Source organism: Thalassoroseus sp., from assembly GCF_984380535.1.
Genome location: NZ_CFHRBF010000003.1, coordinates 313776 through 335662, shown reverse-complemented (window position 1 = coordinate 335662; position 21887 = coordinate 313776). Strand labels below are relative to the sequence as shown.

At 53.3% G+C, this 21887-nt stretch carries 16 protein-coding genes, 1 tRNA gene and 1 riboswitch; of the genes, 10 read left to right on the top strand and 7 right to left on the bottom strand.

The window, feature by feature from the left end; all coding sequences use genetic code 11:
• Together AC5DDB_RS05680 and AC5DDB_RS05675 are read right to left on the bottom strand one after the other, a co-directional pair.
• The coding region (locus AC5DDB_RS05680; protein WP_491738817.1) for a pentapeptide repeat-containing protein at positions 1-467 on the bottom strand (467 nt) is incomplete at its 3' end.
• Between the two features lie 162 nt (positions 468-629).
• Positions 630-1733 (bottom strand): hypothetical protein, encoded by a 1104-nt coding sequence (locus tag AC5DDB_RS05675; protein ID WP_491738718.1) that lies wholly within the window; start codon positions 1731-1733, stop codon positions 630-632.
• Positions 1734-2259: 526 nt separating this feature from the next.
• Between AC5DDB_RS05675 and AC5DDB_RS05670 the strand changes: the two genes are divergently transcribed.
• The 5 genes from AC5DDB_RS05670 to AC5DDB_RS05650 all read left to right on the top strand — a co-directional run bounded on the left by AC5DDB_RS05670 (position 2260) and on the right by AC5DDB_RS05650 (position 9176).
• Positions 2260-3576, top strand: a complete 1317-nt coding sequence (locus AC5DDB_RS05670; protein WP_491738717.1) for a Gfo/Idh/MocA family protein — start codon at positions 2260-2262, stop codon at positions 3574-3576.
• A gap of 37 nt (positions 3577-3613) precedes the next feature.
• Entirely contained in the window at positions 3614-5236 is a 1623-nt protein-coding gene (locus tag AC5DDB_RS05665) for a phytoene desaturase family protein (RefSeq protein WP_491738716.1), read from the top strand.
• 144 nt (positions 5237-5380) lie between these two features.
• Positions 5381-5445: riboswitch (guanidine-III (ykkC-III) riboswitch) on the top strand.
• 16 nt (positions 5446-5461) lie between these two features.
• Entirely contained in the window at positions 5462-5779 is a 318-nt protein-coding gene (locus tag AC5DDB_RS05660) for a DMT family transporter (protein WP_491738715.1), read from the top strand.
• Positions 5780-6275: 496 nt separating this feature from the next.
• The gene (locus tag AC5DDB_RS05655) at positions 6276-7847 is read left to right on the top strand and encodes an arylsulfatase (protein ID WP_491738714.1); all 1572 of its coding nucleotides are present in this window, start codon (positions 6276-6278) and stop codon (positions 7845-7847) included.
• Positions 7848-7907: 60 nt separating this feature from the next.
• The gene (locus tag AC5DDB_RS05650) at positions 7908-9176 is read left to right on the top strand and encodes a WD40/YVTN/BNR-like repeat-containing protein (RefSeq protein WP_491738713.1); all 1269 of its coding nucleotides are present in this window, start codon (positions 7908-7910) and stop codon (positions 9174-9176) included.
• A gap of 3 nt (positions 9177-9179) precedes the next feature.
• Here AC5DDB_RS05650 and AC5DDB_RS05645 read toward each other — a convergent pair whose 3' ends face one another.
• The 3 genes from AC5DDB_RS05645 to AC5DDB_RS05635 form a co-directional block, all read right to left on the bottom strand.
• Positions 9180-10154, bottom strand: coding sequence for a hypothetical protein (locus AC5DDB_RS05645; RefSeq protein ID WP_491738712.1), 975 nt, complete (start codon positions 10152-10154; stop codon positions 9180-9182).
• 101 nt (positions 10155-10255) lie between these two features.
• The gene (locus AC5DDB_RS05640) at positions 10256-11542 is read right to left on the bottom strand and encodes an SGNH/GDSL hydrolase family protein (protein WP_491738711.1); all 1287 of its coding nucleotides are present in this window, start codon (positions 11540-11542) and stop codon (positions 10256-10258) included.
• A 177-nt stretch (positions 11543-11719) separates the two neighbouring features.
• Positions 11720-12637 (bottom strand): metallophosphoesterase, encoded by a 918-nt coding sequence (locus AC5DDB_RS05635; RefSeq protein WP_491738710.1) that lies wholly within the window; start codon positions 12635-12637, stop codon positions 11720-11722.
• A gap of 508 nt (positions 12638-13145) precedes the next feature.
• Between AC5DDB_RS05635 and AC5DDB_RS05630 the strand changes: the two genes are divergently transcribed.
• The 5 genes from AC5DDB_RS05630 (at position 13146) to AC5DDB_RS05610 (ending at position 18167) form a co-directional block, all read left to right on the top strand.
• Complete coding sequence (locus AC5DDB_RS05630) at positions 13146-14225, top strand: DUF1559 domain-containing protein (RefSeq protein ID WP_491738709.1); 1080 nt, start codon at positions 13146-13148, stop codon at positions 14223-14225.
• A 141-nt stretch (positions 14226-14366) separates the two neighbouring features.
• Entirely contained in the window at positions 14367-14795 is a 429-nt protein-coding gene (locus tag AC5DDB_RS05625) for a hypothetical protein (protein WP_491738708.1), read from the top strand.
• A complete protein-coding gene (locus tag AC5DDB_RS05620) occupies positions 14792-15979 on the top strand; it encodes a multiheme c-type cytochrome (protein ID WP_491738707.1) in 1188 nt (395 codons plus the stop codon). Before AC5DDB_RS05625 ends, AC5DDB_RS05620 begins: the two co-directional genes overlap by 4 nt.
• Before the next feature lie 14 nt (positions 15980-15993).
• Positions 15994-17037, top strand: a complete 1044-nt coding sequence (locus AC5DDB_RS05615; protein ID WP_491738706.1) for a hypothetical protein — start codon at positions 15994-15996, stop codon at positions 17035-17037.
• 221 nt (positions 17038-17258) lie between these two features.
• Positions 17259-18167: a tetratricopeptide repeat protein gene (locus AC5DDB_RS05610; RefSeq protein ID WP_491738705.1), complete on the top strand. Its 909-nt coding sequence runs from the start codon at positions 17259-17261 to the stop codon at positions 18165-18167.
• Between the two features lie 285 nt (positions 18168-18452).
• Here AC5DDB_RS05610 and AC5DDB_RS05605 read toward each other — a convergent pair.
• Together AC5DDB_RS05605 and AC5DDB_RS05600 are read right to left on the bottom strand one after the other, a co-directional pair.
• Positions 18453-18526, bottom strand: a tRNA-Arg gene (locus tag AC5DDB_RS05605).
• Positions 18527-18792: 266 nt separating this feature from the next.
• Complete coding sequence (locus tag AC5DDB_RS05600; protein WP_491738704.1) at positions 18793-21678, bottom strand: choice-of-anchor Q domain-containing protein; 2886 nt, start codon at positions 21676-21678, stop codon at positions 18793-18795.
• Between the last annotated feature and the right edge of the window lie 209 nt (positions 21679-21887).

The window sequence follows — 21887 nt, the reverse complement described above, 5'->3', positions numbered from 1 at the left end:
TGACCGAAGTTGAAGTGACCGAAGTCGAAGTGACCGAAGTCGAAGTGACCGAAGTTGAAGTGACCGAAGTCGAAGTGACCGAAGTCGAAGTGACCGAAGTCGAAGTGACCGAAGTCGAAGTGGCCGAAGTCGAAGTCGCCGAAGTCGAAGTCGCCGAAGTCGAAGTCGCTGAAGTCGAAGTCGCTGAAGTCGAAGTCGCTGAAGTCGAAGTGGCCGAAGTTGAAGTGGCTGAAGTTGAAGTGACCGAAGTTGAAGTGACCGAAGTTGAAGTGACCGAAGTTGAAGTCGCCGAGGTTGAAGTCGCCGAGGTTGAAGTCGCCGAGGTTGAAGTCGCCGAAGTTGAAGTGGCCGAAGTTGAAGTGGCCGAAGTTGAAGTCGCTGAAGTTGAAGTCGCTGAAGTCGAAGTGCTGGAAGTGAAAGCGACGACATCTGTCGCTGGTCCTGCGGTTGCAGAAGCCGGTCCACATCGTCACTCGTCGGTTGCAATCGTGGCAGACGCTCAACCGGAACAGCAACTTGAAATCCACTCACACGACTGGTTCACGCTGATTGCACCGCAAATCTCGCCACCAGCCTGGTTGGTTTGCCAATGGCTCTTCGCTGAGTAATCCCAAGTCGGTCTTGCGTGATCACTTGAAACGATGACGCAACGTGTTCAGTCTCGAACCATCGACTGTCAACATTTCCACGTGATAGGCTCGCCGTCCCAGTAGTTGTCGCGGTTGCTCGAAATACTTCTTCAAGACGGCCTCCAACGACGAGTCCACCGCAGTGTTCTCCCGCAAGGCATGTCGAGATACCACAACCAGATGATAAGAGCCCGCCTTTGGGACGGCCAATGAGAACCGCCCGGCCCGGTCTGTCAACGCCGCCCGCCCGCCGATTAATTCGAGCGTGGCGGCGGCGACTTCGAAGTCGGGACTGTCTTCGGGTTCCCAAAGCGATTCCCCCGGAATCTTGACCTGCCCTCTCGGCGACTCCGCCAGCAACACGATCAGAGACTGCGTATCCGGACGTGTGGCCGCATTTTCGGGATCGTAAGTGATCACCCCCTGGATCGTGAACTGATCGGTCCCGTCTTTCTTCGAATCAACGGAGTCGGTTTCTCCGGGTTCCTGCGAGCTCGAATTGATACTCGGGTCGCTCTCTGGCGTCTCTGGGTCGTAGACGAGGTACCCAATGCCAAGCCCCATCAGCAAACCGAACCCCAACACCAGACCACTAATCGCTGGAATCGAAAGTCGCAGCGATTTGAGTTCGGTTTTCGACCGATCATGAATTTCCTCCGCCTGAGCCGCTAGCCGTTCCAACTCCTTCCGGTTTCGCTCGGCACTGGTCTCATCCGAAGCGGCTGCCCCGGCCGCCCGACTCTCACGGGACTTTTTCTCTGACGAGTGTGGGGTGATTTCCAGAACCGGCGGTGGTTGCACGTCCGGTTCGGACAGCACGATTGGCCTCTGCTCATCCGGCTCCTCGATGGAAACCTCGTCACTGCTCGGAGTCTCTTTTCTTTTGGGCTTCACATCACTCAACGACTGAATCTCTGCCATCGCTTTGGCAATAGCCGGGTCACGGAAGTTCATTTGCGGTCGACCGGCTTCATCGGCTTGGCCGTCGGTCGGGGGGACTCGGATCGAGCGTCCACAGGTCGGGCAATCGACATCTTCGCCAGCCTTGGCCCGGGAAATCCCCAGGTTCTGCCGACAATGCCGACAGCGAAAGCGGATAGGCATGGAATTCAGCGACCCTATAAACTACGCGACCAAATCACTTCTTTTGTCGGTCACTGTCTTTCCGTTGGTCTCCATTCACAGACAGCATTTCCACCGCCAGAAGGACAACAAGTAGAACTCCATTGACAATCCAGCAACTCAGTAGTCCTAACGCGATCCCGCCCGCGACACGGGCGCCGGTCGCATCTCCCACTGCACGTAAGCTTTGCCACAAGGCTGTCGATACGATCAATCCGAAACTTAGGACGACCCCCGACCACAATACCCGCCGAATCCAAGTTTTCCAGCGCACAAGTGGTCAATCCTTGAACAATTGGTGATGCCATTTCGGTGCGAACTCCTATAACCCCCATCTTCCCTAACTCGTGAGAGGTGTCAAGAGTGCCAACTCCCCTGTTGCGGGCCGACCGAGCCGCCAGACTCCCAATAAAGACGCTTTCCCATGGGGGAAACTGTTTCGTCAGCGTGCCGGGCGTGATAAACTGTACCTGGAAAAATCGGGAAAACGAGTTGGCAATCGATATTTATGGATACAAAGCAGTTTCTAGATCGCATTAGCCGTCGTCAGTTTCTTGGCTCCAGTGCCAAGAACGCCGCGGGTGTCGCCGCTGGAATGGTGGCGGTTGGGACGGCGAATGCCAATACCTCGGGCAACAGCCAGGATCCGGTCCGCTTGGCAGTGATCGGACTACGTGGTCACGGCGAACGATTAGGGCTGGAATTCTTACGCCATACGAATTCCGTGATCACCAGTGTATGCGATGTCGACGAGGCGGTTCTCTCACGAGTCGCCCGGACGTTAGGTGAACATCAGGGTTCCTATCCGCGACGTGAATCGGACTTCCGTCATGTGCTGGACGACCCGTGCGTCGATGCGGTTGTCATCGCCACCCCCGATCATTGGCATGCACACATGGCGACCCTCGCTTGTCAGGCCAGCAAGGATATCTACCTCGAACCGCCGATCGCCCATACGCTTGCGGAGATCCAACAAGTCCGTCGCGTCGCACACGATTCAAAACGCATTGTCCAGGTCGGTCTGCAACAACGTAGTGGCGAGCATTTCCAATCCGCGATCGAGTTCGTCCAGAGCGGACAACTCGGCGAAGTTTGGTTGGCGAAAGCGTGGACCGTGCATCGGCGAAAAAGCGTTGGGCATCACCAACCCTCGTCACCGCCGGAAGGTATCGATTTTAATTTGTGGCGTGGACCGGCGACGACGAATGACTTCTATGCGAACCGGTTCCATCAGAACTGGCGTTGGTTCTGGGACTATGGTTCTGGTGAACTTGGCAACCTAGGTGTGCACCTTCTGGATGTCGCACGCTGGGGAATGGGACTTCAGAACCCGGAATCCATCGTTGCTGTCGGTGGACAGCATGCGTTCGATGACGATCGCCAAACTCCCGACACTCTGCACGTCAGCTACCGGTACCCTGAAGTCAGCCGTACCATCGAGTGGGAACACCGGCTTTGGACGAATCACGGGATCGAAGGCCGTAATGCCGCCGTCGCGTTTTATGGGGAACATGGCACGCTGATCGTTGATCGTGGCGGATGGAAGGTCTATGGGATCAAAGACGCACCTTCGGCTGCCGCCACCGATTGTCTCACGCCGCACCTGCGGAACTTCATCGATTGTATTCGCACCCGAAAACAACCCACCGCCAGTCTTGTGGAGACCGCGGAGAGTTCGAACCTCGTCCACCTCGGTAATATCGCCTACCGTGTCGGGCCGGAGCTGCATTTCGATTCCCAGGCAATGACTTTCGGCAATCACTTGGCCGCGAACGCGCTTCTCGGACGCGATTACCATAAGGATTGGCCTTTCCCGGCCGTCTAGCCTTCGGCCGACGCGAGCGTGAGATCAAGGGCGAGCGATGTATGACTGCGTGATCATTGGCGGCGGTCATAATGGCTTAGTGTGCGCAGCAGACCTGGCGAACGCCGGTTGGAAAATTTGCGTGCTCGAACGACGCACGGTTCTCGGCGGTGCATGCGTGACCGAGGAACTTTGGCCAGGATTTCGAGTTTCGACCGCTGCTTATGTCGTCAGTTTGTTGCCATCGGATATTGAGGACGATCTCGAATTGCGACGCCATGGCTACCGTGTGTTGGCACGGAATCCGTCGTCGTTTACACCTTTCGAAGACGGGCGTTACCTCATGCTCGGGCGTGACCTCGTCGAGAACAAACGTGAAATCGCCAAGTTTTCACAGCGAGACGCCGAACGCTATCCGCAATATGAACGACTCTTAGAACGCATTGCCGAGTGCCTCGAACCGACGCTCAGCGAGACTCCGCCAAACCTTCTCCCGTTGCCCTCATCCTGGCGAAAACGTTCCCTTTGGCAGCGGTTCCAAGACATTCGACGCGGAAAATCGTTGCACACAGCATTCGGGCAGCTTGGTAGCGATCTACCACAGGCGATCGAGATTCTAACCGGGTCCGCACGGGCGATTCTCGATCGTTGGTTCGAATCTGACGTCCTGAAAGCGACGCTGGCCACTGATGCCATCATCGGCACATTCGAACCGATCTCTGCGGCGGGAACGGCGTATGTGTTGTTGCATCATGTGATGGGCTCCGCCGGCGGTGCTCGCGGAGTCTGGGGATATGTCGAAGGCGGAATGGGAGCACTATCGAACGCGATCGCCGCTGCCGCACGCGAACGCGGCGTCGAAATTCGTACAAATGCCGCCGTCGATCGAATTCTGACGGAACACGGCAAAGTCGTTGGAGTGCGATTGGAAGACGGCGAAGAGATCCACGCGCGTCGAGTGGCATCGAATGTTGACTGCCATCAGACCTTCGAACGGATGCTTACACCGGATGAACTTCCCAGTGAATTCTCCGATGCGGTCTCGCGAATCGATTATCGTAGCGCGAGTTTGAAGATTAATCTGGCCGTCAGCGAGTTACCGAACTTTACATGTCTGCCATCCGCTCTTGATGGAACACCTGGCCCGCAACATCGTGGCACAATTCACATCGGGGCGACACTCGACCATCTGGAACACGCCTACGACGACGCAAAATACGGGGTCCCGTCACAACGTCCGATTGTGGAAATGACCATTCCAACGTCGGTCGACCGAACAATCGCTCCCGACGGTTGTCACATTCTTTCCCTTTTCACTCAGTATGCCCCTTATGACCTTAGAGAAGGAAATTGGGAGTCGATACGGGACGAATACGCCGACCGCTGTATCGCGGAGATCGCCCGATTCGCACCAAACGTACCAGGGTCGATTCTGCATCGACAGATTCTCACGCCAGTCGACCTGGAGCGGACGTTCGGGCTGACCGGCGGGAACATTTTCCAAGGTGCGATGTCGCTCCATCAATTACACGCGATGCGACCAATCGCAGGTTGGTGCGACTACCGGACACCAATCACCGGACTTTACCTCTGTGGCAGCGCGGCTCATCCGGGTGGTGGAGTGATGGGAATCTGTGGTCGAAACGCCGCTCGGGAAATGATGCGTGATGGCCGACGCTAGACATAAACTCATGCAAAGTGCGTCTTTTGATGGTACCTTGGATTGCCTTGTTCTGCTTATTCGACGATGCAAGTCATTAGAGTCATCGAAACCAGCAAAATCTTGACCAACTGTCGGGTGAGTTCTTATACTTCTTCTCCTCACTTGGAGGATTGCCAATCCGGCCCGGACGATGTGCGACGTACCCGGTCAAGACAAGACGACGCGTCCTAAAGGAGCGTTGTCATGCCATGGATTCTTCTAATCGTTGCGGGTCTCTTAGAAGCGGGTTGGGCGATCGGCCTCAAATACACTCAGGGTTTCACGAGGCTTGTTCCCAGCATTTTGACCATTGGTGGAATCGTCGCGAGTATGTATATGCTGGCCCTCGCTGCCCGAACTATTCCCATCGGGACGGCATACGCGGTATGGGTTGGCATTGGTACCTGCGGTGCCATTCTTCTGGGAATGCTGCTTCTCGACGAACCGATCAATGCCGGCCGTGTGTTTTTTCTGATCCTGCTGTTAATAGCCATCGTCGGGTTGAAATATACCGCTGCATGAGTCCTGATGTTACGCGTCGCTATCGCAAGTGCCATTGGTCTGGCACATCGAAGGTTGCGATCTCACGAGACGCCCAAGTCAATTCGCATTCTCAGGCACTTGCAGACAATAACCGCGATGCCCGGCCAAAGCACAGTTTGCGGCTGAACCGAGACTCCGTTTGTAACGACAATCGGTCCAAGCACCGCGCAATCTCGCCAGTGAATGGCGGCGTGTCTTTGCTGTAGATCAACTCACGAAGACCTATTGGAAGACGCTGTATCCGATCGAATCGTTCGAGTTCCCGTCTCAATTTCTCGTGCCAAAAGAATAAACACATGGGCATATTGAGATGCAACGAACAATCCGGTAACAATAGTGACAACCACAGATGATCTCCGTGGGTAACAAAGCGAACTTAACTGCGACAACTCACATCCAAGTTTTCGACCACCGATATTTCGGACGAAACACGTTTGCACGTCATCGCAATGTGCATGCGACAGAAAGGACCGCAATGACGTTCATCCGTTTTTGTGTTTTGTGGCTGCTGTGGGGTTCGATCGTCTCAGCGGCGGAACGTCCGAACATCGTCGTTATTATGGTCGATGATATGGGCTGGTCGGACTTAGGATGCTATGGAGGTGAAATCGAGACTCCGCACATCGATTCACTCGCTGCGGACGGACTACGATTGACACGCTTCTATAACAATTCCGTCTGCGGCGCGACACGAGCCTCGTTGTTGACCGGATTGTATTGTCAGCAGACAGGACACCGCGGCGACCGTTGGAACGAGGCCAAAGACTTCAACAAGTGTGTTTTGATTTCTGAAGTGTTGCAAGCCGCCGGGTATCAAACAGCAATGGTCGGCAAATGGCAAGGACGCGACTTAGCGGTTCGACGCGGTTTCGATCGTTTCTTTGGGCCGAACTGCCAGGGGAAAATCAGCTATTGGAATGCCGTCAACGCCAACGATTTTTATTTAGACGACAAGCCGTGGCAGTTTCCCGAAACCGGCTTCTTCATGACAGATGTTTTCAACGACTACGCGGTTGAATTTCTCGAAGAAGCGATCGGCCGTGAGAAACCTTTCTTTCTCTACCTCGCATATATCGCCCCACATTGGCCGTTGCATGCCCGCGAAGAAACAATCGCGCCGTATCGTGACCGCTACCGTAGACAAGGTTGGGACACCTGGCGAGAGACCCGTTTCAATCGGCAACAGGAACTGGGTCTGGTACCTAAGAACACGACACTGGCTGCATTACCGAAATCGATTCCAGAGTGGTCGAAAGATCCGCACAAGGATTGGCAAGCCGAACGAATGGCAGTCTATGCTGCTCAAATCGCGAATGTCGATCGTGGTGTCGGTCGCTTGCTTAAAGTCTTAAACAAATCGGAACACGATAAGAACACTCTCGTGCTGTTCTTGTCGGACAACGGTGCCGCTTCTGATGGTGGGCTTCGGCCGACTACAAGTGGTTTTGGATTTGCACCGGGAGCGAACAACAGTCGGTGGAGAAAAGATCGCGTTGCGATCAAGCCTGGCAGCGGACCGAGTTTGATGCCTGGGCCTCACGATACGTTCGCAGGCTACGGAATCGCCTGGGCGACAACAAGCAACACGCCGCTTCGTGACCATAAGCAATCCGCGTACGAGGGTGGTATTCGCACACCGCTGATTGTCCGTTGGCCCAATGTTATTCGGCATGGCGGTGAGCTGACGCAACAACCGGGCCACGTCATCGACATCATGGCAACTTGTCTCGATGTCGCAGGAGTTGAATACCCGACGGAATTTCACGGCCGCCATCCATTGCCGATGGAAGGTCAAAGTCTCGTGCCAATCCTTCATGGTCAACAGCGAACGGGACACCAGTTGCTCGCTTGGAACTGCAGTCGGGGACGCGCGATCCAAATGGGGGATTGGAAACTCGTCCGACCACGCGACGATCGTCCGTGGGAACTTTACAATCTTAAAGATGACATCGGCGAGACCACGAATCTGGCGGCGAAGTTTCCAAACCGAGTTCACGAAATGTCGCTCAAATACGAAACGTGGCGTCAACGCGTTGGCGCCAGATGATAATGACAACGCACGTATCCAGCTGTTGTCATGGTCCACCAAGAATTCAAAGGCACTGCAATGAAATCTGACCGATCGTTTACGCGACGTGAATTCCTCAGCACAACAATCGCAACTGGCGTTTATGTTTCCGGTCTCGGCAACGCGCCCGCTGCTCCCGCGAGTTCGATGTCTACGCAGGGGGAAACCGATCATTTCTGGTACCGGCTCGCGGGGGACGGTCCGTACATCGATTCACAACGAGGTCGCAAGGCTTTCGGGTTTGGCGACGGGCGAATCTTTCTATCGGAAGACAACGGTCAGTCTTGGCCGCACTCTGCGCAGTTTTCGAACGCCAACAACATCACCTTTAGCTGTATTTTCGCAAACGGGAACATTCTCTTCGCGACCCGCACGAAACTGTTTCTCAGCACCGACAATCTCAAAACCTACCGACCAATTGTGGTCAAAAATGATGACGGTAGCGAGTATTTGCCACATACTCCACAAGATCCCAATCGTCCCGGGTGGTATTTTCATTCGCTCGACGGAGTTCACACCTGGGATATCGATGGCAACGAGATGTTGGTCTGGGGGAACTATTGCAATGTGCTCGGTGGGCCGGTGCCGATCAACATCTACTACTCAACCGACCAAGGTGAGACCATAAAGATCGCTTATTCGTTCGGTTACAATCCAAGTTTCCACGACTTGGACGCCAAGACGAATGCACCACTAGGGAACCCGAACAACCCGGTGATTTGTCGTCACATTCACACGGTTATGTACAACCCGGCAGAGAACGCGTTCTATGCGTGCACCGGGGACCATGACCGTAAAGACCGACACGAGTGCCATTGGCTGCGTGGTGCCTACGATGCGAAAAACGACGAGTGGGACTGGATGGTTCTTGTTTCCGTCGACTCAAACTCGCGATACAAGTCAGGTGGAATTAACTTCGTCGATGGAAAACTCTACTGGGCATCGGACGCCAATGGAAATAACGGGCCGATGCCTCATGATCGAGGCATCTTCTGCTGTGACCCGGCCGACCTTACCAAACCAGAAAAGCACACGTTGCTGTTTAATCCCCAATACGAATCGGCCAACATGATCATTGAGGACGGAGTGATCTTGTCGGCCCACTACGCACCGGCGTCGCCGTATCATACCGGTTTCATCATTTCGACCGATATGGGGCAGACTTGGGCCCAGTATGATTTACAGCAGTTCGGCCGTCGTTCCCCGGTTCGCTTTCAAAAGAAAAACGATGACGGTTGGTTTCGAGTTGATCTGCGGAAAGGCTGGATCGAACGGGGCGAGGTCCTCTTTATTAAGCCCAAGCCGTAGACCTTAATCGAGATCCTCCAAGTTGGCTGCTTCATGCAGTTTCTTCATTTCCGCATCGGTCAGGGCACGATCGAATACGGCCAGACCGCCAAACTTTCCGATCGTGGCCTCACGAAGAAAACTCCCAACGGCGTATCTTGCGCCGACGGTAAAGTCCGAGCCGCTGATCTTCGTTTCTGCATGTTTGATCGGATCGTATCGAAAGATGCCACGACCGTGAAAATACGGGTTCATGCCCCGGTCGCCACCGTCCAGGCCTTCTTTCGTAAAGTATCGATCCGTGCGACGGTGTTTGGCGGGGTCAAGTTTCAGTTCATCCAGACGCCCATTGATATAGGCACGGATGTATTTTCCATCGTAAGTAAAGCCCAGTGTGCACCATTCATCCGTCGGAACTGGAGACGCGGTAACTGCGTAGTCACAGCACCACGGAAAAGCGCTACCATCCGCACGACGAGTGACGCCGCCTTCACTAGAAATGTGTGGCACGAGTTTATTCGGGCCGCCGTACGTAGGCATATTCATGAGTAACGCATACTGACGCGTACCAGTGTCGTCATTACTGCCTTTGCCCTCACTCCACATGCCAGCGATCGTGCGACTCTGCTTGAGATTCACAATTCGTACAGCCGCAAACATAGATACTTGAGCTTCGGACCCCGAGATATTCAGTTTGCCAGTTTCCGCGTATGGAATTTTGAAGTATTGCTTACCGTTGAGATCCGCCGAATACCCAGAAAACGGCCCACCTTTCACGCGTGCAATCGGACCGCCAACTTCCTGTAACGGATATAAGGTATCAGTGCCAACCGATTCTCGCGGTTGCCCGGCTTCCTCGTCGAAAGTCCAAAATGCGACGAGCCCCTCCATATCAGTGACTGTTTTAATCGACTGATCACCGGCGATACACGGCCGACAAACGCTAAAAGTTAATAGCAAGCAATTCAAAGCCAAATAGCGGACTGAAGCGGACATCATCAACGGGTTAGCTCCTATTATGACAAAGACTGAATTCATAGAGAATTGCACTGCATAGCCAGAATCTAGTTAATCCTAGAATCGAGCCGACCAAACTAGCGTTACTTGAGTTCGCCGATCATCATTAATGCACCTGCGTACCAAGTCTGGTTTTGATACTTGGTTGGCTTCGTGTCAAAGTCACTGCGATTTCGCTCGAAGAGAATAGCCCGTTTATCAAGCATGTTGGGGGTCAGGGTGATCGTGACGGTATGAACTCCCGGATTCAGCTCTGTGCCAACGTTGAGTTTTGACATCCGATGATAGGTGCAATAGCCGTCGATACGATTTCGCATCACGGGTTTCGAATCGTCAAGTTCGACGCTGAGTTGTCCGCCATCCGGCCCGAGAATGTCAAAGACTCCGACGGCAGTCCCCTCAAATCGAAATGACAAAGACGCCCCAGGGCTCATAGCCTGGAACAACTCCGGCATGTTTCTCTGAAAACGTTTCGCAAGTGGGTGATCCTCAGCGAGTTTCTTCCAATCCCCTTGCAACATCTCGGGCTGAATCGAAACGAGTTTCGCCTGCTCCCAGTTATCCGAACGAAGCGGAGAGACAATTCGATGAGGCTTAGCATCGCCACTGCTGTTCGCGATCTTTGGCCACGAACGCGCAATTGCCTCCACGTACAATCGATGCCCAGTCTCCACGTGAGGGTGTACGCCATCGGTCGAGAAAACCATCGGCTTCGTATTGGGATTTTGAGGTTTCGGTGCTTTGAAAATTAACTGGTCACTAGCGACCAATCGGGCCACTTCGACACCAAAGTGAATCGACGGAATTCCGTAATGATCAGCCAACTCTTCCATCGCACTTGCTGCTCGAGGCATCTTCCCGGCATGAAGATCCCCTAGCATTTTGTCGGTCAAAGTGTAAACAAAGCAAATATCCGTTGACGGGTCAGCCTTCCATGTTTGCCTGACGACACCTTCCATCGCTTGCTGAATTCGTGTCGGCGGTGCACCACCATCATTGACCGCAAATTCTACGAACAGCAAATCCGGTTGGTGCTGTAAAACATCCCGTTGCAAACGAAACACACCTAGGTCAGAACCGGTTCCGCCAATGGCTGCGTGAATCTCTTCAAACTTGGCGTTCGGGTATTTCTTTTGCAACCACTCTCGCGACTGAACACGCCACCCAGGTGCTGCGGTGATGCTGCCCCCCAGATAGGCAACTCGCACCGTCTCGTCGGCGGCAATTTTCTGCAGGAAATTCGGCAGGCCATCACGCGGATGACATTCAACAGCATCGCGTAATGGATAGTCCGACTCCGCGTAGATGCTAGCAGGACAAGCTAGCAGGAAACAAACAAAAAACCTAAGAGTTCGAAGGTGTTCAATCATAGGAAAGCTATTAAATCAAGTTGAGAACGTATTCAAAATATTCGTCTAGCAGTCGATGCAGCGGTTGTTCTAAGAAACAACAATATACGGGTTCAATGAAACTGAGCAAGAACACAGTATCGCACCGTGATACCAATTGGAATCGAGACGAACATTGGGCGGGGCTATGTTCGACTCTTACATAAAATTGAAATGCCATAAGCGGTCTTTGCAAACCGGGTCATTCCGTGCAACACGAATAAATTCGAGCTTCTCAGGATCGCCATCTTCGGGGATCTCAACAGCTGTCAAATGACCAGCCTCGAGGAACACACCGCTATCGAGATTCAAAGCTCCATTATGGACAACCGACTTGAAAACCAAGTCTTCATCACGCCACGGACTCGTATCTGCAAGGCAAGAGTGCAAATACGGCAACGGCGTATGCCCATGCACAACAAGTTGTGAAAACCCAGGACGCTGGCCCAGCCAATCTCGGTTCCAGCAAATCGCTTTGGCATCGTCGGCAAGCTGGGAATCCACCGCTTGCTGGGCGTCCGTCAGCTTCAAATACTTCGGAAAAATCCCCGCGTGCACGAACAGACAATTCCGTTCAATATGGTGTGTCTTGCATTGTGATAGTAAGTCGAGATGGGCTTGCGGCAACTTCCAGTTCAAGGTCGGTAACATCGGGGCGACATGCTCAAAATGCTTCCGTGAATCCGTATAGCGAAATGCCCACCACTGCGAGTCCTCTGCCCCTTCGAGCCCGTAAGACTTGAGTGTAGCCCAGGTCTCGTTGTCACGGACCAGAAAGCTGATAACAGCTCCGTCGAATAACGCTGCCGGGAATCGATCGAGATTAATTTCTGCTCCGATAAGGCGTTGCATCGCCAACAACATCAGCTCGTGATTTCCGAGAAGCAGGACCAGGCTCACACCACGTTCTTGCAGAGAGAGCAACTGATCATGGACCCCCCGCGAGTCTTCACCTTTGGATGACAGATCACCCGTCGACAATAGTGTATCGCCAGGTTCCAACTCGATCATCTCAAGGAGCTTTGCGAATGTCTGACTGCACCCGTGAATGTCACCAACCGCAACAAATCGATTCATCTCATGCCGACCTTGCCATACCTCTATTGTGTGTTCTGCCGACCAATTCGAGCCCGCGGCGAGTCTGATCTTCAATTCGTCAAACGGAACAGCCAAATCGCCACTGACACCCAGACGGTCACTTACCCACAGTGACCATACGACCACATCAAAGGGCTGCATCTAGTTGATGTTAGTCTGAACATCATGCACCGTGTTGGATTTCTCAAGAGTTGCCGTCAAGTTGCTCGAGGAAGCGGACTTTCCCCAGCCCCTTTGCCCATTATCTCGCATTGGAGCACAAACTCCAAGCGGGAGCGAGCCCATCGCCAAATAGGACGAAGCCGAGACTTTAACAAAAACTTAATTCTGCATTCAGGACAACTTAGTATCGGTGACTAGTCTAAGGCCCCAATATCTGCCGTACTCATGGTGCGTATTATTGCTTTCGGCAGTGTTATTTTGTCGGCGACTGTACGTTTCAACCATCGTCGATCTCATCTTTCAAGTACATAGGGGGAAACACCGAATGCACCAAGTGAACGAAAGAAACCACGCTTTCAAACGACGATTACTTGGTTTTACGCTAATTGAACTTCTGGTCGTTATCGCGATCATTGCGATCTTGATTGCTTTGTTGCTTCCTGCAGTTCAGCAAGCTCGTGCAGCGGCCCGCCGTGCGCAATGTACCAACAATTTGAAGCAAATTGGCGTGGCGTTGCATAACCATTTGGAATTGCACGGAGCCTTTCCTCCCGGCTATCTGTGCTATGACGAATCAGGCAACCGGTTTAAGACCGGTGGATGGCAACATGGCCAGAATGAACTCGGGTTCCACTGGGTTGCGAATATTCTTCCTTTCGTGGAAGAAAATGCTCGCTATGAACAATGCGTCACTTGCAACGACAACCGTTTGAACGAACACACTCACAACCCAGCCGACGATTGCGAATATCACGCCTCGACCGGCCACATCGGACGCGACCCGGTCCGATTCATGGTTTGTCCCTCTTCAGACCAAATCGAATCGCAGTTCAGCGACGGTAGCTACGGTCTCGAATCGCTCGCCAAGACGAACTACGCAGCGAGTTGGGGCTCGGGAAACATGCTGTCATGGGAGTCGAATGCCACGAAAGGTGCATTTGGTACCTACTTTACGAACCAAGAAAACATCGTTGTAAGCTTGGGCGGGTCTGGCGATCGGTTCCAAAATTCGAAGGGACACCGTGCAGCCGACTTCAAAGACGGCACCAGCAACACGATCGCAGTTAGTGAAATCATCTCGATCGACTCTTCGACGGACATTCGTGGCGTTTGGTTCTCTCCTGCCATGGGAGCGACGATCTTTAGCGGATTGTACGGCCCCAACTCGAAACAGCCGGATCAACTCGCTGCATGTGATGAAAACATTCCCGCCGGAGACCCGCTCCAGTGCACCGAAGAACGATCAACTGCAGACGTTTGGGCCTCGGCAAGAAGTTACCACATCGGCGGTGTCAACGCCCTACTGGCAGACGGTTCCGTCCGCTTCGTTGCCGACAATGTGAACCTCACTGTCTGGCAGGGGGCAAACACGATGCGCAACCGTGAAGTCCTCGCAGACTGGTAAGCCATCTGCAGGCAAACTAGGACTACTGTATGGGTTCACCGGAGATCACCGGTAGATCGATACAGTAGTTCGCTTGATCTTTTCTCGATAAAACGCGTACTCCAAAGTACGTCACTGACACTTCAGACGTTAAGCTTTCCAATGAACTCCTCGATCGATACATTTTGCAAGTACTCGGCTTTATTCCTGTTGTTCTTAGGTCTCCCGGGTTGTGGGGATAATGTCCGTGAAGGTCTCGGCGAATCGCAAAAGGTCGAAGCTGCGATTCAGTCACTCGGTGATGCCGCTGGTAGCGAAGCCACCTTCAAAGCAGCCTTCGTCGATGGTGCCGCACCCAGCAACCGTCAGGCCTATGCATCGGCCATTTTCGAAATCGTTGGCGAGCCGAGTGTCTCAGGCGATAGTAGCACAGCCACTGTTGCAGTCACCCCCGGAGTCACAAACTCACAAATGGGTGATGGAGCCGGGAAGGGCAATAATGCTAGTGCTTCCACAGGCACAACCGAAGTCGAATGGCAACTTCAAGAGGTTGATGGCGAGTGGAAGCTAAAAGACGCTCCCTTGCAGTGACTCGCTTAGTCGAGAACTATGGGAACAACGAGTCATTGACCGCCCTTAGCCTCTGGTTTTCCATAGGGATATCGCTACTAGCAGGCTGCGACTCTAGCACGAAGCCTCAAGAGCAATCTGCAGAGCAGAAGGCGGTTGTAACTAGCGAATCGACGGATCGCGAAAGATGGGCACAACTCTATCACGCCAACTTCGCCGGTGACCAGGCCTGTGTGGAATGTCATGAACTTCAGGCGGAAGCACATCAACGATCGGGACACTCGCATACAGCAGTGCAGTTCCACGACACGAAGCTAGCTGAGCATCTTGCGGGAACTGAATACGAAGATGAGGATCGCAAACAGACCTGGCGATTCCTCAAACGAGTTCCCCAATTCGAAGTGCAGACCCACACCGAGGACGGCGTCGACCAGATCCCAGTGCATTGGCTTTTGGGATCTGGTATTCATGCCCGGACCCCAGTGAGCGTACTGAATGATGGGCAGCGCGGAGTCGAACATAGCTGGACGTTCTATACCAACAGTCAAGGCTTGGGACCGACTCCTGGTCATGAAGACTTCAGCTACAACTCCGACGAACCGCTAACAGGATTCGGACGTCCCCTTGATGGCGAAGATCTCAAAAACTGCTTAGGGTGCCACATGACTTGGGGGCCTCCACCAAGCGGACATGTTGATAATTCGGCCCTCGTACCGAACATCAATTGCGAGCGTTGTCACGGTCCTCGAAAGAAACATGTTGACGCTGCTAGACGAGGACTCGCAGAGACCGTTCCACCGCTGGTCGCTCTGGACACTCCCGAGGCAGAACTTGCACTGTGCAGTCAATGCCATCGGGACGAATCAATGGTCCGCAGCGATGCACCGGCTAATGAACTTGCCCGATTTCAACCGTACGGTCTGATGAAAAGCCGGTGCTATCTCAAAGGCGATGGAACGCTCACCTGTTCGACATGTCACGATCCTCATGATGCTGTCGAACACGACCAAACTTATTACAATTCGATCTGTCAAAACTGCCATACGGAATCTCACCCCGCCACATGGGCAAAACGGAATGACAAGCAATGTGTGACTTGCCACATGCCGAGCGTCGAATGGGTTCCAGGCGTTTCATTTCATGACCACAACATTCGAGTTGTTCAGCCATCGGTCGATTCGCTCAATAGCGATTCGGCGAAATAGATTACGAGTCGACTATGCAGAACGCTCCATCATCTACAAGCACGATGATCGAGAGTCAACAGATCCCAAACGAAGAACTTGATAGCACAGATATGCGCCCCGCGGAGCCGAAGCAGGGCAAACAATGGATTATCAGTCCCCTTGTGGATCTTCTGTTTATCTGCAATGTCGCATGGCCAATCGTTCTGCTAGTCGCACTAGGAGGAGAGACGATCGGCCACGAACGCTTGCGTTTTTGGCAGGTCTATTTTGTCACAGCACCACACCGCTGGGTGACTCTGTTGCTAGTTGTTGGCAACTCCAAGCGTTTTGGACGGCATAAACTGCTTTATATCGGAATTGCCAGTGTGATCGTAACACTGTGTGTCGGCACTCAGATTGCGACCGGTGCTCTGACATGCTTGCTGCTGATTGATTACCTATGGAACGCTTGGCATTTCGCCGCACAGCATCACGGTATTTCTCGACTCTATGAACGGGTTGGCCTGTCGGGCGGAACCTTCACAAATTCGTTCGATAAGTGGACAATGCGGGTGCTCCTTCTTTATATCATAGCACGTGTCGCTGGAGCCGGTTGGGGAGGCAGCGACGCAAAGACGATTCTTCAAGTCACCGACTGGCTTGTCATTGCTCTGGTTCTGATGACGATCACCCGAGAGATTTTCTTTCGGCCAGTATTTCTTGTTGGACGAACCGTGTATCTCGCCAGCGTATATGCGTTGTTCCTGACCATGCTCGTGTGTGTTCGCTTCGAGGTAAATACCCTCATTGTGGTGGTAGCCACGGTCTCCGCCCTATTTCATGCGAGCGAATACCTGGTGATTGTAACTTGGTCCGTTCAGAAACAAGCTGATCGCAACTTAAAGGAGCAAGACACATTAACACGACTAGCCCCACAATGGCTACTGACATTCGGGGTGTTTGCGGTGACATTGGGTCTTTCCGGTTGGGCTATGAACCGGCATTGGGCACCGATTTGGTTAACCGCGAATGTCATCGTGGCATTCTTGCACTACGCCTACGATGGCTTAATTTGGCGACAGTCCCGCGCGACATAGCACATGATAGAACAAGTGTATCACGAGATTATTAAATGACCTTCTTGATAGCTTGGTGGGATCTCGTCTTAATCACACTCGCTTTCAGCATTCCACCAGCGTTGCTGACAACGAATTTATTGATGCGAGTTTGCGGACGCAGTCAACAAAGATTTCTAGTGGCCTCAGCATTTACCGGAGTAATTGTTCTCGCCATTTGCTGGTCCAGAACCGATGACTGGATGTCAGATGCGACGTTAGCCCGGCAGGTCTGCCAATCGTTCTCGGTCTACCTGCTAACCCTTGGCATACTCCTCGTTTCGGCCCCGCCTGCATTGAAACGGGCGAAGTGGACTTCGCGTGTCGCACGTGGCTTTTTAACACTTCTCGTTTTACTGTTTTCTATTATTGTCCCTTACACATACTCATTAGCTCGATGTGAAGTCTTGGCAACTGTTATCACAGAGCTGTTAGAGCAAAGCCGTCTAGTAGAGGCGAATGAGTTTGCAAAAGAAATCGTATTGATTCATCCCTCACAGCCTATCGGGACAATGACAGCGGATCGATTGAACCGGGAACTGGATTCGACGATTCGCGAACTCCGGCGGGCAATCAGTCGCCCCCTATATCCGCACGCCCCCCCGGCCGCTCAATTTCAACGAGCTCGCATGTTCGGAATGCTTGGCGAACGCAAGAACGCGCTGCGAGTGTTGTCTCGACTCCACCAGATGATTCCGAACGATCCTCGTCCCATACTCTTAGCCGCTACGCTAGAGGAGCATTCGCGACATTGGCAGAATAGTCATCACCTCTATGCCCAAGCTTATGAACTATGTAAGCAGGAACCACAGAACGAAAATTCGAAAACATTTGCAGCACAAGCAATGCGAGGCATGGGTTTTACCGATCGACATAGCGGTCAGATCGAACGGGCCGACGAGGAATATCAGAAACTCATCGAAATCGCTCCGACAGCTGAAAACCATCTACTTGCTGCAAAGTTTTACCAGACGTATCAGCGGCCGACCGAAGCTCGCTATCACGCGCGAAAGGCTCGCAAGTTGTCACCAGCCCAATACGCGAAGCAGGCAGACCAGATTTTGAGTAACCTGCAAACGTCACATTTTTCCTGCTGGTCAAACAGTGAGTGACAGAAGTCTGCAGTGGACAATCGTCCGATAGTTGCGTGCGGTTAGCCAACTGGCCACGCTCACCGATCTGCTCCCGCGCCAGTAACGTGAGATATCATCGGCACGATCTCAATGAACAGATTCTGCCACAAAAAACGCACGAAAGCCGCCAACGCAGTGCGTCCTCAGCTTCGACCAGCATGTATCAAATACAGGGTAGTCGGTCGTTAACGGCGAACATCGTTGCAAAACGAAAGACCCCATGCACCACAGTCGGAGCATGGGTTTTTCGGAAGCTGTAGAAAATACCCCCGGCGGGATTCGAACCCACGGCCTTCGGTTTAGGAAACCGACGCTCTATCCTGCTGAGCTACGAGGGCGGGTGGTTGGTGTGCGTTGGGTTGGTGATTCTAGCATGCGTTGGCGAGTAGGGAAATGGCACGGGGGTGGGAGTCGGGGAGCGGTTATTTTGATTTCTGTGATGCGAACGGAGTGCATTTCGCACTTGCTACTGGGGTCGAGTTGAGGTTTTGATGTCGTCGAACTTCTGTGGAGTCAATTGGTTTGGGTTTTCTTTGCAAATCTGCGTTGAATGGTTTTTTCCGTTTGCTGTATGGCAAGACGACGGGAGATGGTTTGACGATTGTTAGGTAAACGCTTTGCGATTCTTACCGCTTGCGGGGTCCCAGAAGAATAGTTCGTCGCGGTCTGACTGTCCGGATTGTCGTTCTAATCGCGAGAAGCTGCCGTTGATGGCTCCTCTGGCGATTGCGTCGTCAACGATCATTGCGGGATCGACCGGCAGAGGGCTGACAATTGCGATGCGGTTGGCACCGCTCGCCATGTTCCATGCGAATACGTCATCGATGCCGTCGCCGTTAATATCAGCAATCTCAGTCCGTTCAAAATCACCGCCGTTAAAAGCTTCGGGTGGCAACATGTTGGTTTGAACTTCACCGGCCATCGTCGATTCGCCCGGCATGACATCGACTAACGCAGCGATACGATTCTCTCCTGATTGCAGACTGATAAACAACAATTCGGGCAATTGGCCGCCTGTAAATTGGCCCACTGAGACGGTTTCGTACGTTTCGCCATTGATGAACGTCTGATCGATAATATCCGACTCGAAGTTGGCTCCGTCGGTCGATGCCGCCATCGTGACGGTCTGGAAGTGAACCAAACGGTTTCTGCCGGTACGTGGACTCCAGAAGAAGAGGTCTTCTGCACCACCGTTATCTAAGTTCGCCGCAACGACGGCGTTGTAGTCGAACCCATTGATGGCAGTCTGTGGCACGATGTTAGTTTCGATTTGGCCAACGACCTGTCCGGTTCCGCCGGTCACGTGGATGAGTCGATTTCGCCCGGTTTGCGGATTCCAGAAGAACAAATCGCTGCCGCCGCCTTCATCGAATTGGCCGAACAACACCACTGTAAAATCGTTGCCATTGATGGCTGTCGTAGGGAATGGGTTGGATTGCACAACTCCGTTCCCGAAAACAATCCGGTGTTCCCCTGTGGCCGGGTCCCAGAAGAAGAGGTCATCCGCGAGACCATTGGCCCCCGTTGTTTCGTCCATCAATGCTCTGGCGGCCGCTGTGTCCAAGACGTCTGTGTTGAGAGGTGCAGAGCCTGGGATGGGAGAGGCATCGAAGTTTCCGCCGACGACCTCTCGGAATGCGTTGCCGTTGATCGCGGCGGTAGCGATCGGTTCGTCATCGACATCGGCGACTTGAGGTGCAATGTCGTCGTTGAAGATCGTGGCTGTTGTCGATGCCAAGACGACAAAATTTATGCCACTCAAGACGCCTAGCGTGACTGTAAATTCTTCGTCCGGTTCTACGGTGGTGTCGCCGGAGACAGTAATGGAGATGGTCGCGGTTGCCTGCGAACTCGCAAAGAAGACGCTGCCATTGGGCAGGGTTCCACCAAAGTCATCGGCAGTCGCCGTTTGACTAGAAACGAAGAAGTCGAGTGTTTCGCTGATCGATGTATCGTTGCGAGTGACGGTGAATTGAAATGTCTTTGTGCCGCTGTTTCCTTCGACTTGGCCGGGGGATACCGATACTATTGTGTAAGGCGGGGCGGCGATCTGCGTTTCAAAGGCACCGATATCGACGACCGACCCCACAACACGACTAAATCCCTGGCCGCGTTGATCGAACACGAGAAGAAACTCGTCGATATCGCTAGTCCCGGGAATGCCGTCATCGCCGGGCGTCGTTGCGACAGAGTTGCTGCCGGCATCAATTGCCGGGCTACCAGCGAGCAGGGCGTGCGTGGAAGTCAAACCGCCGTTATGTTGCAAAGTGGTGTCGAGCGTCTGGGTGACGTTGAGGACCGCTCGGCCGCCAATTCCGTTGTCTTCACCGACAATATTCCCTGCGAGCCCATGCACAAATCCACCGGCGGAATTGGGGTCTCCAATTAAGTTGTGCTGGCCAAGGCCGGTCGCTTCGACGACAATGTCGCTGGGGCCGCGAGACACGAGGTCACCGACCAAGTTACCGGCAACGATCGAGTTGTAAATTCCGATTGTCGAGTTGAGATTGCCTGTCGTGTTCACACCGCCGCCGGTGCCATCACTTGTTCCATCATTGTCGGCGATGTTACCAAAGATGGTGCTGTTGATGATTGCCCCAGAACCGGTTGGTAAACGAACTCCACCGCCGTCGCGGGCTGCTTCATTGACGGATATCGTCGAGTTGATGATCGCGCCATCGCCCGAGCTGAATACGCCGCCACCATCGACACCAGCCTGGTTACCGACAAGCGTCGAATCGGAAATTTCAGCGTCGCCACTTAAGTTGTAAACTCCGCCGCCACTGCCGTTGGTTTCATTATTCGAAAGTGTCGACGCAACAATCGTCAGTCGGCCCATCTCATTGTAGACCCCACCACCGTCGCCACTGGCGGAGTTATTAAAAATTGTCGTTTGACTGATCGTGAGGTCTCCGTCAATGTTCTGCACAGCTCCACCGTTGAGACTGATCCCGTTGACCAACGATAGATCACTCAGCGACACGACTGGGCCAGTGGCCGATGGTCCGTCGATAAAGACCAGCTGCGTCGTGAAGTTGCCGTCAATGGTAAGCTGGCTTGCACCGAGACCTTGGATAGCAACCGAAGCGGCAATCTCCAACCGAGTCGGCAGTGTCGGTTGAATTTGGAGGGTAATCGTGCCGCCCGACAGGGCAGCATCGAAGCTGATGGTGTCGTTGACACCGAATGCCTCCGATAGGTCCACTTGCGTTTGTTCGGCACTACTGAGACTACGCCCCAGTGCGGCTGAGGCATTGCCGTTGTTGTTGACCAGCAAGATCGCTTCCCGAAGCGTGAGGAAGGCATCGTCAGCGGTGTTGTCGATCGTCGTGTTCACGGTGATGGCCGCTAGCAGTGTGCGATCTTCGAGAACCTCTGCTGCAACGATCACGTCAGCGCCGATGCGTCGTCTCCGACGGGATTTTGCTCGCAAACCGGTGATATCGACGAGTCGAATTGGTAGCTGTTTCCACCAGTTGTTGAGCGACATGGCAGGAATCCCATTGTGTAACGCGACAAAGCGAGGCCCGGCACTGAGTGACAACCCGGCCAGAGGTGTGCAACTCTACAATACTGCTATGGGGTTTTCTTTCGCAATGAAATTTTGGCGGTCATTCTGGAGAATGTTCGCAAGCGGACATCGGAATTTCTGTCGAAAGTATCGAGAAACCACCTGTTCTGAACTAGCTGAGTTTTGAA